Annotated in this window: 11 protein-coding genes and 1 pseudogene; 1 reads left to right on the top strand and 11 read right to left on the bottom strand. The window is 70.9% G+C overall.

Going from position 1 to position 14763, the window contains the following annotated elements; genetic code table 11:
* Nucleotides 1-7 precede the first annotated feature (7 nt).
* From AC1DW8_RS14560 to AC1DW8_RS14545, 4 genes are all read right to left on the bottom strand, one after another.
* Entirely contained in the window at nucleotides 8-1228 is a 1221-nt protein-coding gene (locus AC1DW8_RS14560) for a substrate-binding domain-containing protein (protein WP_478094882.1), read from the bottom strand.
* Nucleotides 1229-1379: 151 nt separating this feature from the next.
* Nucleotides 1380-1697, bottom strand: a complete 318-nt coding sequence (locus AC1DW8_RS14555; protein WP_478094880.1) for a hypothetical protein — start codon at nucleotides 1695-1697, stop codon at nucleotides 1380-1382.
* Between the two features lies 1 nt (nucleotide 1698).
* Nucleotides 1699-3564 carry a 1-deoxy-D-xylulose-5-phosphate synthase gene (gene dxs / locus AC1DW8_RS14550; protein ID WP_478094879.1) on the bottom strand — a complete coding sequence of 622 codons (1866 nt, stop codon included), beginning with the start codon at nucleotides 3562-3564 and terminating at the stop codon, nucleotides 1699-1701.
* Between the two features lie 160 nt (nucleotides 3565-3724).
* A complete protein-coding gene (locus tag AC1DW8_RS14545) occupies nucleotides 3725-4117 on the bottom strand; it encodes a hypothetical protein (RefSeq protein WP_156023365.1) in 393 nt (130 codons plus the stop codon).
* Nucleotides 4118-4148: 31 nt separating this feature from the next.
* Between AC1DW8_RS14545 and AC1DW8_RS14540 the strand changes: the two genes are divergently transcribed.
* Nucleotides 4149-4916, top strand: coding sequence for a VOC family protein (locus AC1DW8_RS14540; RefSeq protein ID WP_478094877.1), 768 nt, complete (start codon nucleotides 4149-4151; stop codon nucleotides 4914-4916).
* A 31-nt stretch (nucleotides 4917-4947) separates the two neighbouring features.
* On the opposite strand, the pseudogene AC1DW8_RS14535 reads toward AC1DW8_RS14540, so the two are convergent.
* From AC1DW8_RS14535 to AC1DW8_RS14505, 7 genes and pseudogenes are all read right to left on the bottom strand, one after another.
* Nucleotides 4948-5627 (bottom strand): annotated as a pseudogene (locus AC1DW8_RS14535) (peptidase C39 family protein).
* Between the two features lie 741 nt (nucleotides 5628-6368).
* Entirely contained in the window at nucleotides 6369-7520 is a 1152-nt protein-coding gene (locus tag AC1DW8_RS14530; protein WP_478094875.1) for a C39 family peptidase, read from the bottom strand.
* 125 nt (nucleotides 7521-7645) lie between these two features.
* A complete protein-coding gene (acnA, locus tag AC1DW8_RS14525) occupies nucleotides 7646-10450 on the bottom strand; it encodes an aconitate hydratase AcnA (RefSeq protein WP_056825231.1) in 2805 nt (934 codons plus the stop codon).
* A gap of 252 nt (nucleotides 10451-10702) precedes the next feature.
* Nucleotides 10703-11725, bottom strand: a complete 1023-nt coding sequence (locus tag AC1DW8_RS14520) for a methyltransferase (protein ID WP_478094872.1) — start codon at nucleotides 11723-11725, stop codon at nucleotides 10703-10705.
* A 143-nt stretch (nucleotides 11726-11868) separates the two neighbouring features.
* Nucleotides 11869-12324, bottom strand: a complete 456-nt coding sequence (locus AC1DW8_RS14515) for an Hcp family type VI secretion system effector (RefSeq protein WP_162260602.1) — start codon at nucleotides 12322-12324, stop codon at nucleotides 11869-11871.
* Between the two features lie 80 nt (nucleotides 12325-12404).
* Nucleotides 12405-12830, bottom strand: coding sequence for an acyl-CoA thioesterase (locus tag AC1DW8_RS14510; RefSeq protein WP_478094870.1), 426 nt, complete (start codon nucleotides 12828-12830; stop codon nucleotides 12405-12407).
* A 125-nt stretch (nucleotides 12831-12955) separates the two neighbouring features.
* Nucleotides 12956-14734 (bottom strand): HNH endonuclease signature motif containing protein, encoded by a 1779-nt coding sequence (locus tag AC1DW8_RS14505; protein WP_478094868.1) that lies wholly within the window; start codon nucleotides 14732-14734, stop codon nucleotides 12956-12958.
* Nucleotides 14735-14763 lie beyond the last annotated feature (29 nt).

Genomic DNA, 14763 nt, shown 5'->3' with positions numbered 1-14763 from the left:
TGCCCGATCACTTGAAGGGGGTGACGGGCGGTGCGACGGTGGCCGCGTCGAGGGTGTCGACGAGCTGTGGCACCACGTTGCTGCCGTCCTTCTTCAGGGTGGCCGTGAACATCGGCTGGAGGAGCGCGTGGTCCTCGGCTCGGATCTCGAGCGAGCCCTTGGGACCGTCGAACGTCCAGCCCTCGAGGGAGGTCACCATCTTGTCGACGTCGTCTCCCCCGGCCTCGAGCGCGTGGACGATCATCTGGCCGGCGACGAAGCCGTCGTTGGTGAACAGGTCGACGGTGGCGCCCTGCTTCTTCAGGCCGGCGTCGAGCGCCTGGTAGGCGGTGTTGTCCGCCGCACCCTCGAAGAAGTGGGAGAGGAAGTTGATCTTCGTCGCGACCTCGCCGAAGAGGGCGTGCGTCGCCTTGATGTCGAGCCCGGTGACGACCTTCGTGGAGTCGAAGACGCCCTGCTGGCCGAGGGTGGTCCACATCGCCGTCGCGTTGGCACCGGCCCAGGCGACGAAGAGCAGGTCAGGGGCTGCGCCCTTGACCTTGGTCGCGAAGGGAGTCAGGTCGGTCGCGGCCGAGGGCACCTCGACGGCGCTCACCGTTGCCCCCTTGGCTCCGAGGATGGCCGTCACGGCGGCGACGTTCGCCTTGCCGAACGCGCTGTCCTGCGCGAGCACCGTGACCTTCTTGCCCTTGACGTCACCGAGGATGCTGCCCGCGGTCGCGACGTCCTGGTAGGTCTGGCGACCCGACCGGAAAGTGTAGCGGTTGGCACCGGTCACGGCGTCGGCGGCAGCCGGGCCCGAGATGAAGAGCACCTTGTTGTCCTTGGCCAGCGGCGCGACCTGCAGGGCCACGCCGCTCGACGTCGAGCCCGCGATGATCGTGTTGCCCTGCCCGATGAGATCGGTCGCCGAGGCCACGGCCTTGGCCGGGTCGCCCGCGTCGTCCTGCTCGGTGATCTGGATCGTGTGACCGGCGACCGCGCCGGTGCCCTTGGTGGCGAAGTCGATGCCGGCCGTGAGGCCCTGCCGGTACTGCCCGCCGTAGCTGGCCAGCGGGCCCGACTTCGAGTAGACGAGGCCGACCTTGTACGGGGCGCCGGCACCGCCGGAGGCAGCCCCCGTGCCGTTGTCGGCAGCCGGTGCGCCCGGCTGGCCGGGAGAGCCGCAGGCCGCGACCGACAACGTGATCATGGCGCTCGCGAGCGCGAGACTCCACCGCTTGGACACCGACGTCCTCCACCTCTGGTGGGCGCTCGCGCCTTTGCTGCAACGAGATCCGTTGACGCCCAACCGTTTCGGCGAAAGTAGTTCAGCCTCGAACGGCCCGCGGTGGGACCGGAGACCACAAAGCAGGTGTCGGCATGTGTCTCGCCCCTACTCAGCGAGGGCGGTCGGCGACGACCCAGGATGCGGCAGCGCTGGCCGCGGCCACGGTGAGGACCGCCGGCCACGCACCGATCTTCTTCGCCAGCACGTGCGAGGCGCCGAAGCCACCGAGGTAGACGGCCGCGAGACCCGCGGCGCCGGCTCCCCCGGCCTTGGCGACCCAGCTACGTCCGGCATAGAGGCCGGCCGCACCGAGCACGACGCCTCCGAGGGGTCGGATGCCGCTCTCGCGGGCGACGACGTAGCCGCCGACGAGCCCGAGGGCAGCGATGGGGGCGGTCGTCACGTCGGCTGCGTCCCGAAGCTTCATGTCAGAGCCTCGGCTCGAGGTCCGCGACGACCTGGTCGCCGGTCAGGCCGAGCTCCTCGAGGATCTGGCCGCGAGAGGCGTGGTCGAGGAAGCGCTTCGGGATGCCGTACGTGTGGACGGGCACGTCGACGGTCGCCTCGCGCAGCGCGAGGGTCACGGCCGCGCCGACCCCGCCGCTGACGAGGTTGTCCTCGACGACGGCGACCGCCTTCGCCCGGCGGGCGAGGGCGACGACGTCGTCGCTGACGGGCAGCACCCACCGCGGGTCGACGACGCGGACGGTGAGTCCGTGAGCGGCGATCTTCTCGCCGGCCTCGATGGCGAGCCCGGCGAAGGCACCGACGCCCACGACGAGCAGGTCGACGTCGTCACCGGCGTTCTCGAAGAGCACGTCGACGTCGCCGATCGAGCGGACGGCGGTCAGCGGGTCGGCGACGTCGCCCTTGGGGAACCGGATCACCGTCGGGCCGTCGGAGACGTCGACGGCCTCACGCAGCTGGAGTCGGACCTGCTCGCCGTCGCGGGGCGCGGCGAGGCGCAGCCCGGGCACGATCGAGGTGAGCGTCATGTCCCACATCCCGTTGTGCGATGCGCCGTCGCTGCCGGTGACACCGGCCCGGTCGAGGATGAGGGTGATGCCGGCCCGGTGGAGCGCGCAGTCCATGAGGAGCTGGTCGAAGGCCCGGTTGAGGAAGGTCGCGTAGACGGCGACGACCGGGTGCAGGCCCGCGTAGGCGAGCCCGGACGCCATCGTGACGGCGTGCTGCTCGGCGATGCCGACGTCGAAGACGCGGTCGGGATAGGCGGCGGCGAAGCCGTCGAGGCCGACCGGGATGAGCATGGCGGCAGTGAGGGCGACGACGTCGGGGCGCTCGGCCCCGATGGCCACCATCTCCTCGTTGAACTCGTCGGTCCAGATGCGCCCCGAGACCTCGAACGGGAGGCCGGTCTCGGGGTTGAACTTGCCGACGCCGTGGAACTGGTCGGCCTCGTCGTCGATGGCCGGCTGGTAGCCGCGGCCCTTCTGGGTGATGACGTGCACGATGACGGGGCCGCCGAAGTCCTTGGCCTTGGCCAGTGCCCGCTCGAGCGCCTGCTCGTCGTGGCCGTCGACGGGACCGATGTACTTGAGGCCGAGGTCCTCGAACATGCCCTGCGGGGCGACGATGTCCTTGATGCCCTTCTTGACGCCGTGGAGCGTCTCGAACATCGCGCCGCCGACGACCGGCGTCTTGGCGAGTGACCGCTTGCCCCAGTCGAGGAACCGCTCGTAGCCACGGGTCGTGCGCAGCGTGGCGAGATGGTCGGCGAGCCCGCCGATCGTCGGCGCGTAGGAGCGCTCGTTGTCGTTGACGACGATGACGAGCGGCAGGGTCTTGTCGACGGCGATGTTGTTGATCGCCTCCCATGCCATGCCCCCGGTCAGTGCGCCGTCACCGATGACCGCGACGGTGTGCCGGTCGCTCTCTCCCGACAGCCGGCGGCCCTTGGCGATGCCATCGGCCCACGAGAGCGCGGTCGAGGCGTGCGAGTTCTCGACGACGTCGTGCTCGGACTCGGCGCGGCTCGGGTAGCCGGAGAGCCCGCCCTGCTTCTTGAGCTTGCTGAAGTCGTGCCGCCCGGTGAGCAGCTTGTGCACGTAGGCCTGGTGGCCCGTGTCGAAGACGAGGGTGTCGCGAGGCGACTCGAAGACCCGGTGCAGCGCGATCGTCAGCTCGACGACGCCGAGGTTCGGGCCGAGGTGTCCACCGGTCTTGGAGACCTCGGTGACGAGAAAGGTGCGGATCTCCTCGGCCAGCGCCGGCAGCTGGGTCGCCGGTAGCGCCTTGAGTGCCGCGGGGCTCGTGATCGTCTCCAGCAGGGCCACGCTGCCTCGTCCTCTCGGTGGTGTCTCGACCCACTCGGGTGGGTCGATCGAGTCTACGGGTCAACGTCCAGCGGCTCCCAACCGTGCGCACGAGGCCCTGTCGGTCTCGTCACACGACCTCCACCCGGCAACCCGACGCCCGACGTCCCGGCTGACGCGCTCAGAGGCGGGGCGCGAAGACCTTGCCCTGGAGCGCCTCGTGGAGCAGCCGCGCCGAGCGCGAGGCCGCCAGCAGCCGGATCCCCTCGGCCTCGATCTGCCCGAGGATCTCGGTCAGGGCGTCTGCCGGCACGTGCGGCCCGATGGCGACGCGTGCCTCACGCCACGCGTCCCGCATCGCCACGACCTGCCCGTCGAGGTGCCGACCGGCCAGCCACGCGAGCGCGATCGGGTGACGCCGCCACCCGGCATACGCGCGGTAGTCGGGCGGGCACTGGTCGAGCAGCCACAGCACGGCGCGGTCCTCCCAGCCGGGCGTGTGGGCCGGCGGGACGCCAGGCGGCCACCCCGGTGGGGTGTGTCCTCGAGACGCAGAGGAGGTCGGAGTCGGCATGCTCCCAGTCTGCCTCGCCTACTCTCGGAGCATGACGACGGTCAGCTGGGTCACGGCCTTCCTCGACCTCCCTCCCGACGTCCACGCGGCGGGCACCCACTTCTGGTCGGCAGTGACGGGGTATGCCGTGTCGCCGGCTCGCGGGGACGACGCGGAGTTCACGACGTTGCTCCCACCGGTCGGTGACCCCTACCTCAAGATCCAGCGCACCGCCGCCGACGATGCAGCCGTGCCCAGGATCCACCTGGACCTGCACGTCAGCTCGGCCGCAGAGTCAGCGGTCAGGGCTGCAGGGCTGGGCGCCGAGGTCGTCCACGAGTCGGAGCACGGGTACGTCGTGCTCCACTCCCCCGGCGGCTTCGTCTTCTGCTTCGTCCACGAGCCGCTCGCCCAACGTCCCTGGCCGACCCGGTGGCCCCAGGAGCACGAGAGTGTCGTCGACCAGGTGTGCCTCGACATCCCGGCCGCCGCCTACGAGACGGAGTGCACCTTCTGGTCCGAGCTGACCGGCTGGCCGCTGCGCGGGTCCGTGAGCCGCCCGGAGTTCCGCCACCTCGTGCGTCCGGACGGCATCCCGCTGCGGCTGCTCCTGCAGCGGCTCGTCGAGCCCGCGACCGGTCCGGTCACCGGCCACCTCGACCTGGCGTGTGACAACCGGCCGACCGAGGTCTCCCGACACGTGGGCCTCGGCGCGACCGTCGCGGCCGACCACGGCGGCGGGTGGACCACGCTCCGCGACCCGGCCGGCGCCCTCTACTGCATCACCGACCGCGACCCGAGGTCGGGCCTCGGTCGGTGACGCCCGAGGCCACGCCGGACCGGGCGTCAGGTCACCAGTTGGGTTCGTGTGCCGGCGCCGGGGGCAGCGGACGGTCGGCGGGCCGGATGACGTAGACGATGCCCCCGCTGTGCGGCACCCAGACGTTCTCGAACTGCTCCCGGTCGTAGACGACGCGCACCTGGTCGTCGCTCGCGACGAGGTGCGAGGCCGGGTCGTTGCACACGACGTCGCCGGACGGGGTGAAGCCGACGACGACCATGAGGTGGCCGTTCGTGCCGTAGCCCGCGCCCGTGAGCTCGCCCTTCTTGAACGACACCGACACGACGAGGGGATGCCTGCGGCGATGAACGCCTCGGCCTCGGTGAGAGTGCGCAGTCGCGTCACGAAACCACGGAGGTCGGCGCGTGTGGCGGCATACGCGGTGTTGAAGGGCCAGTTGCCGGCGCCGTCGTAGGTGTAGTCGAAGACGTTGCGTGCCGTGAAGTCGACCTGGGCGTCGACCGGCGGGTCGACCCACGCGGTCTCGGACGCCGTCGGCCCGGCGCCCCAGTAGGCGACGACCATCGACGTCGAGGTGGGTGAGCACCAGGCCTCGCCGCCGTTGTCCCACTGCGGGTAGTGCCCGACGTGGACCTCCTGCGAGTAGGTGGGGACGTCGAGGGTCGTGCCGCAGGCGGGTCCGTTGGGGCTGCGCGGCACCTTCTTGGCGTCGGGCAGGGCCGAGGCCATCGCCCCGACGACGGACACGCACGGCGTGTCGGAGGTGCCGCGGGGACGCAGGAGCCGGACCTCGAGCTGCCAGTCCGTCAGGGAGTAGCCGGTGCGGGTCGCGAGGGTGTCGGTGAAGACGGTCGCCACGGTGTCGCCCTGGCCGGCGACGGAGGTGCGGTGGATGCCGCCTCCGTCCGCGGGGTCCTCGGACGCCCAGCGGCCCAGGACGTAGTCCTTCGTCGTCGTGCCGGCGCTGGTGCCCCGGACGCGCACCTCGACCCACGAACCGCCGGGCGTCACGGCGTTCCACGAGGCGACGAGCTCGGTCAGGCCGAAGCCGGGCGCGACCACGGGCGAGGTCCAGGTCGCGACCTCGTACGTGACGGGAGTGCCCGCCGTGGCGTGCGGGTCGGTGTAGTCGAGGGTGCGGTCGAACGGCCCGAAGACGAGGTCGCTGCCCGACCAGGAGGTGTAGTGGACGTGCCGGTCGGCCCCGCCCTTCTTGCTCTCGGCCGCGCGGGCCCGCGGCGCGTCGGAGACCCCGACGAAGGCGGCGCCTGCGGCGGCGCCGGCGGCCGCACCAACGAGCAGCGAGCGACGGCTGGGCTGGAACGGGGCGGCTGAGACGGTCGAGCGACTGGGCATGGCACACCTTCCGGAGGGGGATCGCGCGGCCAGTCAACACCCGGTCCTCGCCCCGTGGGGCGTTGGCGTCGCAAATTCTCGCGATGAGGACGCGATGCGGAGGAAATTGACGCGTCAGCGCCAGTTCGGCTCGGAGGGCGAGGACGGCAGCGCGACGTCGCGCGGGTGCATGACGTAGGTCAGCCCTCCGTTGGTGCCGAGCCAGACCCGTTCGAACTGGTCGCGGCGGTAGACGCTGCGCACCTGCTCGTTGCTCGCGATGCGGTGGGAGTTGGGGTCGTTGGACACGACGTCACCCGCGTCCGTGAAGCCGACGACCGTCAGCAGGTGGCCGTTGGTCTCGTAGCCGGCCCCGTCGAGCTCGTCCTCGCGGAAGCCCACCGACACGACGAGCGGGATGCCCGCCGCGACGAACGCCTCGACCTCGGTGAGGTCGCGCAGGCGGGTCACGTAGGCACGCAGCCCCCGCGCGCCGGCATACGCGGTGTTGAAGGCCCAGTTGCCCGCCCCGCCGTAGGCCCGGTCGTAGACGCGACGCACGCCGTGCACGACCTCCGGGTCGGTGTCGTGCCCGACCCACGAGGCCTCGTCCCGTGACGGCGCTCTCCCCCAGTGCTCGAGGAGCATCGTCGTCGACGTCGGTGAGCACCACGACTGCCCGCCGTTGTCCCACTGGGGGAACGACCCGACGTGCAGCCGCTGCGAGTGCGGCGCGACCGCGACCTCGTGACCCTGCCCCACACCGGGTCGGCTCGTCGACTCGTCAGGCGTGACGGTGAAGCGTGAGGCCGCGCCGGCGACGAGCGTCACCGTGGGCCAGACGATCCCGTCATCCGGGAGTGCGAGGGCCGTGACCCGCAGCTGCCACCGGTCGACGCCTCGTCCCGGCGCGGACAGCCAGGTGTCCGTCGAGACGCTCCCCGGCTCGAAGGTCTGTCCGGGCACCGTGGTCCGGGTGATCGGCGACTCCCCCGCCGGGTCGTCCTCGGCCCACCGCGCGAAGGTGAACCACGGCGTCCAGCCGGCGTCGTCGGCCACCCGCCCCTCGACCCGGAGCCACGTGCCGGCCGGCGTCCGGGCGTTCCACGACGGGATGAGCTCCGTTGCGGCGAAAGGGGACTCGACGACCGGTGACTCCCAGACCCGCGCGCGGTAGGTCATCGCCTCGGCTCCGTCGACGTGGACGTCGGCATAGTCGACGTCGGGTGCCGGGGACCAGTCGAAACCGGTCTCCCACACGGTCAGGATGGCGTGTCGCTCAGTCACGCGACGAGCATGCCATCCGAGTGCGCATGCCGTCCGGCCGGGTCCCCGAGCGCCCGCACACGGCGACGGGCCCGCATGCCGTGGCGTACGGCATACGGGCCCGGCGGGCTGGGCTGGCCTGCGGGTCAGCTGTTGACGAGCGACCTCAGGACGTACTGGAGGATGCCGCCGTTGCGGTAGTAGTCGGCCTCACCCGGGGTGTCGATGCGCACGACGGCGTCGAACGGGGTCGTCTCACCCGACTCCTTGGTGGCGACGACCTTGACGGTCTTGGGCGTCGTGCCCTCGTTGAGGGCCGTGATGCCGGTGACCGAGAAGGTCTCGGTGCCGTCGAGGCCGAGCGAGTCGGCGTTCTGGCCGGCCGGGTACTGCAGCGGGATGACGCCCATGCCGATGAGGTTGGAGCGGTGGATGCGCTCGTAGCTCTCGGCGATGACGGCCTTGACGCCGAGCAGGCTCGTGCCCTTGGCGGCCCAGTCGCGCGAGGAGCCGGAGCCGTACTCCTTGCCCGACAGGATGACGAGCGGGGTGCCGGCAGCGGCGTAGCTCTGGGCGGCGTCGTAGATCGTCGACTGCTCGCCGCCGTTGGTGAAGTCGCGCGTGAAGCCGCCCTCGACGCCGTCGAGGAGGAGGTTCTTCAGGCGGATGTTGGCGAACGTGCCTCGGATCATGACCTCGTGGTTGCCGCGGCGCGAGCCGTAGGAGTTGAAGTCCTTGCGCTCGATGCCGTGGTCGGCGAGGTACTTCCCGGCGGGGCTGTCGTTCTTGATGGCGCCGGCCGGGCTGATGTGGTCGGTCGTGACCGAGTCGCCGAGCTTGGCGAGCACGCGGGCGCCCTCGATGTCGGCGACCGGGGTCGTGTCCATCGACATGCCGTCGAAGTACGGGGGCTTGCGGACGTAGGTCGACTCGCCGTCCCAGGCGAACGTGTCGCCCTCCGGGGTCGGCAGCGACTGCCAGCGCTCGTCGCCCGCGAAGACGTCGGCGTAGTCCTCGGTGAACATCTCCTGGCTGATCGAGCTCGCGATGGTGCGCTCGACGTCGGCGGGTGCCGGCCAGATCTCCTCGAGGAAGACGTCCTTGCCGTCCGTGTCCTGGCCGAGCGGCTGCGACGCGAAGTCGAAGTCCATCGTGCCGGCGAGGGCGTAGGCGATGACGAGCGGCGGGCTCGCGAGGTAGTTCATCTTCACGTCGGGGTTGATGCGCCCCTCGAAGTTGCGGTTGCCCGAGAGGACCGACGTGACGGCGAGGTCGTTGTCGTTGATCGCCTTGGAGATCTCCTCGTTGAGCGGACCCGAGTTGCCGATGCACGTCGTGCAGCCGTAGCCGACGAGGTGGAAGCCGAGCTTCTCGAGGTAGGGCCACATGCCGGCCTTGTCGTAGTAGCCCGTGACGACCTTGGAGCCCGGCGCCATAGACGTCTTGACCCATGGGGCGACCGAGAGGCCCTTCTCGACGGCGTTCTTGGCGAGCATCGCGGCCGCCATCATCACCGACGGGTTGGACGTGTTGGTGCAGCTCGTGATCGAGGCGATCGAGACGATGCCGTGGTCGATCTCGAACTCGCGGCCCTCGGCGTCGGTGACCGACACCTTCTTCGACGGGCGGCCGCTGACGCCACCGGAGTCGGCCGGACGGTCGCCACCGTTCGTGCCCTCGACGGTGCCCTGGGGGGTGGGGTCGCTGGCCGGGAAGGACGAGGCGGCGCCCGCGTCACCCTCCTCGTGCGCGACGTACGTCGGGAGCACCTTGCGGAAGGCGTCCTTGGCGTCGGTCAAAGCGATGCGGTCCTGCGGACGCTTCGGGCCGGCGATCGACGGGACGACGGTCGAGAGGTCGAGCTCGAGGTACTCGCTGTAGCGGGCCTCCGGCTGGTCGGGGCCGGCCTTGAGCCACATGCCCTGCTCCTTGGCGTACGCCTCGACGAGGGCGACGCTCTCGTCGGAGCGACCGGTGAGGCGCAAGTAGTCGAGGGTGACCTCGTCGATCGGGAAGATCGCGCACGTCGAGCCGAACTCGGGGCTCATGTTGCCGATGGTGGCGCGGTTGGCGAGCGGCACCTGCGAGACGCCCTCGCCGTAGAACTCGACGAACTTGCCGACGACACCGTGCTTGCGCAGCATCTCGGTGATCGTGAGGACGACGTCGGTGGCCGTGGCGGCGACGGGGATCGAGCCGCTCAGCTTGAAGCCGACGACGCGCGGGATGAGCATCGAGACGGGCTGGCCGAGCATGGCCGCCTCGGCCTCGATGCCGCCCACGCCCCAGCCCAGCACGCCGAGGCCGTTGACCATCGTCGTGTGCGAGTCGGTGCCGACGCAGGTGTCGGGGTAGGCGACGCGCTCGCCGTCGATCTCGCGGACCATGACGGTGCGGGCGAGGTGCTCGATGTTGACCTGGTGGACGATGCCGGTGCCCGGCGGGACGACCTTGAAGTCGTCGAACGCGGTCTGGCCCCAGCGGAGGAACTGGTAGCGCTCGCGGTTGCGCTGGTACTCGATCTCGACGTTGCGCTCGAAGGCGTCGGCGCGGCCGAAGACGTCGATGATGACGGAGTGGTCGATGACGAGCTCGGCCGGGGCGAGCGGGTTGATCTTGGCCGGGTCGCCACCGAGGTCGGCGACGGCCTCACGCATCGTGGCGAGGTCGACGACGCAGGGCACACCGGTGAAGTCCTGCATGATCACGCGGGCCGGCGTGAACTGGATCTCGGTGTCGGGCTCGGCGTTCTCGTCCCACGAGCCGACCGCGTTGATGTGGTCGGCGGTGATGTTCGCGCCGTCCTCGGTGCGCAGGAGGTTCTCGAGGAGGACCTTGAGGCTGTACGGCAGGGTCTCCTGCCCCTTCACCCCTGCGAGGCGGTAGATCTCGTAGGACTGGCCACCGACCTCGAGGGTCCCCTTGGCCTTGAAGCTGTCAACACTGCCCACGACGGGCTCCTTCCAGCAACTCTGATGTCACGGTGCTCGATTTATCTTGACGTCAAGATATATCTAACCACACTCGTTCGTCCTTGTCAGTCCACCCCTACCCGCCCATCCTTCCCTCCGCTCGCGCCGTTGTCGCCCCCTGTGCCGGCCTCTCTCCCGCAGCGGTCGGACCGCTCCCTGTGACGGGTCGACGCGCCGACCACAGCAGTCCCTCGACCGGGACACCCGCTTCGAGGCGGAGGTGGACCGGGGTCACCTCGACGTCTCCCAGACCGGCGACGGCGCTGACCGACCGCAGGTACTCCTCGCCGTGGGCGTAGCGCCCCGACGACGTGAGCCGCCAGTCCCCCACCCGTCGACCAGCCGCTCGACGGTCGCCACGAGGACACCGCCGGGCCGCAACGACCACGCTGCGGCCGTGGTCGTCGGGCCGAGGTCCCCGAGATAGCAGAGAGTGTCCGCACCGACGACGAGGTCGTATGCCGTGGGCTCGGCCCGGAGGAACGCGCCGAGCTCGGCGCGCTGTAGGACGTCGTAGCAGCCGCGCACCTGCGCCAGCCGGAGCATGTTGACCGAGAGGTCGCAGCCGGACAGGGTGCGCGCCCACGGTCGGACGAGTGCCCCGACGAGGCCCGTGCCGCAGCCGAGGTCTGCCACGTCGAGCTCACCCGCCGGCCGGCCCAGGACCGCGGCGACCCGGTCCGCGACGAGCTCCGGCGCGCGGTAGCCGAGACCGGCGAGGTGCGGGTCGAAGGCCTCGGCCGTGGCGTCGAAGAGCGTCTCGACGTAGTCGTCCGGCGCCCGGTCGGGCGGGGGCAGCCCGCCGAGCGCTGCGAGGCGGTGTCGGGCGCCAGGATGGTCGGGGTCGACACGGACCCACCGACGCACGAGCTCGAGGGCCCGGGCCTCCGCTCCGTCGGCGGTCAGGGCCAGCACGGCCGCGGTCAGGGCACCCCGCGCGAGCGAACTCATTGGCTCGAGCTCGAGGGCCCTGAGCCCGGCCTCCCCGGCACGGGCCGGGTCCCGGGCCAGCCGCAGCGCGGTGGCAAGGTTGGCCCACGTCGGGACGTCGGTCGGGTGGACGGCGAGGCTGGACTCGTAGGCCGCGATGGCGGCCGCCGGGTCCCCGGCCTCCAGCCGCATGTTGCCGAGGTCGTTGTGCAGGCTCGCGAGCACCACCGGGTCCGTGGCCACCGAGATCGCCTCAGCGACGAGCCGCTCTGCGGCGGCGTCGTCACGACGCAGGTGCGCTGCGACCGCTCGAAGGTGCAACACGCGTACGTCATCTGGTGTCCGTGTCGCCGCGGCGAGCGCCGTCTCGGCACCCGGCCCGTCGCCTGCGCGCAAGCGCGTCAGCGCCTGCTCGAGCACCTCGTCCAGCGGGACGTGGTGAGGGTTCGCGCCGTCGGGGCCGGAGGTCAGCCCATCTTGTTGGATCGGATGTCCCACGTGACGCTGGACGTTCGCCCGGTCGCACCCCCGCCTGGACCGGGCTCCGCGTAGTCGAAGCGGATCCATGCGGGCTGGAGGGCGACCTCCTCGTCGACGTCGTCCTCGTCACCGGAGACCAGGACCTCGGTGACGACGAGGTCCTTCATCGTCACCGTGAGGAAGTCCTTGCGGGCGCCGGGATGGGCGACGTTGAGCGTCGCGTCCTTGAGGTGCTTGCCGGTCGCGGCGAACGACGCGAGGTGGGGCGAGGCGAGGTCATAGCGGTGCACGATCCGGAACTCGTGGGCCCGCGGACGTCCGGACGCGCCGCCGCTGCCGGAGCCATTCGTCTGGGTCGTCACACCCCAGTTCCACGAGACGACGTCGATGGCGCCCTTGTGGTCCTTGCTCTGGCTGCTGCCGTCGATACCGTCGAACTTCATGAACGCATCCATGTCGCCTCCACCCGATGCCGAGCACGTCCGTCGACGCTAGCACCGCGGTGGTCCGCGCCAGAAGGCCTTCAGACGAGCCCGTCGCCGGTGCCCTCACCCGTCAGGGCCTCCCGGAAATGGGGATCGAGCTCGGCCTTCGCGCCGGCCTCGGTGTCGAACCAGACGTAGGTGATGACGCACGTGGCCGTGAGGAGAGGGTGCTCGCCCCGGCGCCATATCTCGTGTCGAAGGGTGAACGACGACGTGCCGATCCGGTCGACGACCACGCGGATGTCGGCATGGTCGAGCGGCTTGAGGCTCGCGGTCCAGTCGATCTCCGCGTGCCGGACGAGGGCGAGCCGGTGCTCGTCGGCGAAGCGGTAGGGCCCGTAGCCGAGGTGGTCGAGGAAGGCCATCTTCGCGTCCTCGCACCACGTCAGGTAGTGGGAGTTGAAGACGACGCCGGCGAGATCGATCTCGGAGAACTTCACGGCCACGGGATAGCTGAACGACATGACCCCATCGTCTCGTGACGTGCGCACCCCTTCGTCGCCAGGTCGGCAGACGGCCAGCTGCGAGACACAAAATGGACGCTGCGAGCCTTCGCGACCGTCGAGATCCCAGGGGCCACGAGTCCACCTCAGGCAGCGTCGAGCCTGACGTCTGCTGGGTGCGTCACATGGGAGCGTCCGGTCGGCGAGCTCCACGTGCATGTGCCGTCGGCTTCCGACGTCAGCGTCCAGCCGGCGTGGTGCTTGAAACCGTGGTGGGTCCGGCACAGGCAGACGAGGTTGTCCTCGGTGGTCGGGCCGTCGGGGAAGCGCACGACATGATCGAGGTCGCACCGGCGCGCGGCGACACCGCACCCCGGGAACCGACACGTGCGGTCGCGGTCCCGAACGCGTTGTGCCAGAGCAGCGTTGGGCCGGTAGATCGCGGGGTCGCGGGCGACCGTGACGCCGGTCAACGCGTCGGCCCGGGTCACGCGCAGCGCGACGTCAGGGTCGGACAGCACCTCTGCCAGCACGTCCGAGAGCATCCAGCCGAACCGCGGATGCCGGACGCCGAGCCGCGGTCGTCGCCATCGTCTGCCAACACGTTGATCGGGGCTCGTCGTCACCTTGGCTGACCTGGTGTCGGCCACCGCAAGCGCTGAATCGTGCGCGTGCCACGCCCCGACAGCGGACAGGTCCTCGTTGAAGCCGACGCGCGACCCGGGCTCGCACCCGAACAGCTCGGACCCGAAGAGCTCGGACCCGATCGCATGCTCCGGCGCGAGCCGGGGACCGGTGATGTACGCCAGATCGCCGGCGCCGGCACCGGCATCTGGGGCTGCATCGGCGTCAGCGCGAGCACCGGCCTCGGCATCCGGGGCTGCGTCGGCGTCTGCGAACGCGTTGGGGGCAGGTGGCTGGGCCTGCCGACCAGACGGGGCGCCCGGCCACACGTCCACCGGCAGGGCGGAGGGAACGGCCCCGGCGTCGTATGGACCTCGGAGGGCAACGCTCCACTGGTCGTCCGTCGAGGGACCGGTGAAGGTGGGCACGACCAGCTCGACGGTGGTGGACACCTGGGCGCTCCCGAGCAGCAGGTCGAGGAAGGCGTCCGCCCGCGCCTGGTCGATCGACCGGGCCGGGTCGGCACACACGTACTCGTGGGCCAGCTCATCGACGGCGCCCCAGGCCTGCATCGAGTCCCCCGCCGGCAGCGACGCCTTCCACCACGTCGTGCCCGGGTCGAGTCCCGGCTCCACCCGCACGAAGCGGTCACGCAGACCGTGCTCCGCCCGACGATGAACGGCGTCCGGGTCGATCGCCATGGCGGCACGCTCGCACTGGCGTCGCAGCCGGGCGGGCGTCAGCGACTCCACCCCGGTCTCCATCACGACGGCATCGAAGGCCGGGCGAGCATCAACCGCGACAAGTCCCGCTCGGTCCGCCACGACGCCCGTCTGCCGCTGGGTGAGCCGCCCGCCGAGTGCGGCTGCCAAGGTGCGTGGGAGGTCCTCGACGAGGCAGAGCGCGTCGGCGACCCGCGACTCGGCGCCGCGCGGCGTCGAGCACAGGACGGGCGCGACGCTGGAGGCCACGATCTTCACCGACGAGGGCCGCCACTCCGAGCCGTCACCCCATTCACCGTCCAGATCGGCGAAGTCGAGCTCCTCGCGGCGAACGCAGGCCGCGAGCGCGAGGTCCTGAACGGCGCCGAGGACGTTCATCGCGCGCTGCGCGACAGCAAGGACCGCCTCAGCGCTCGCCGTGTCGAGACTGCGCAGGCGCTCTGGCACCACACGTGCCACGACTGCCGCCTGGGCCACCGGTGGCAGCGCGTCGAAGACGTCAGCGGGGATCTGTGTCAGGAACGACAGCACGCCACCCGCAGCGACCTCGCTGCTCTCGCCGGCGCTCCCCATCTCCATGTTCGAACACTAGTACGATCCACCGAGAG

This window comes from Terrabacter sp. P2_E3 (assembly GCF_056403915.1).
This window is presented reverse-complemented; position numbering and strand designations above follow the sequence as displayed.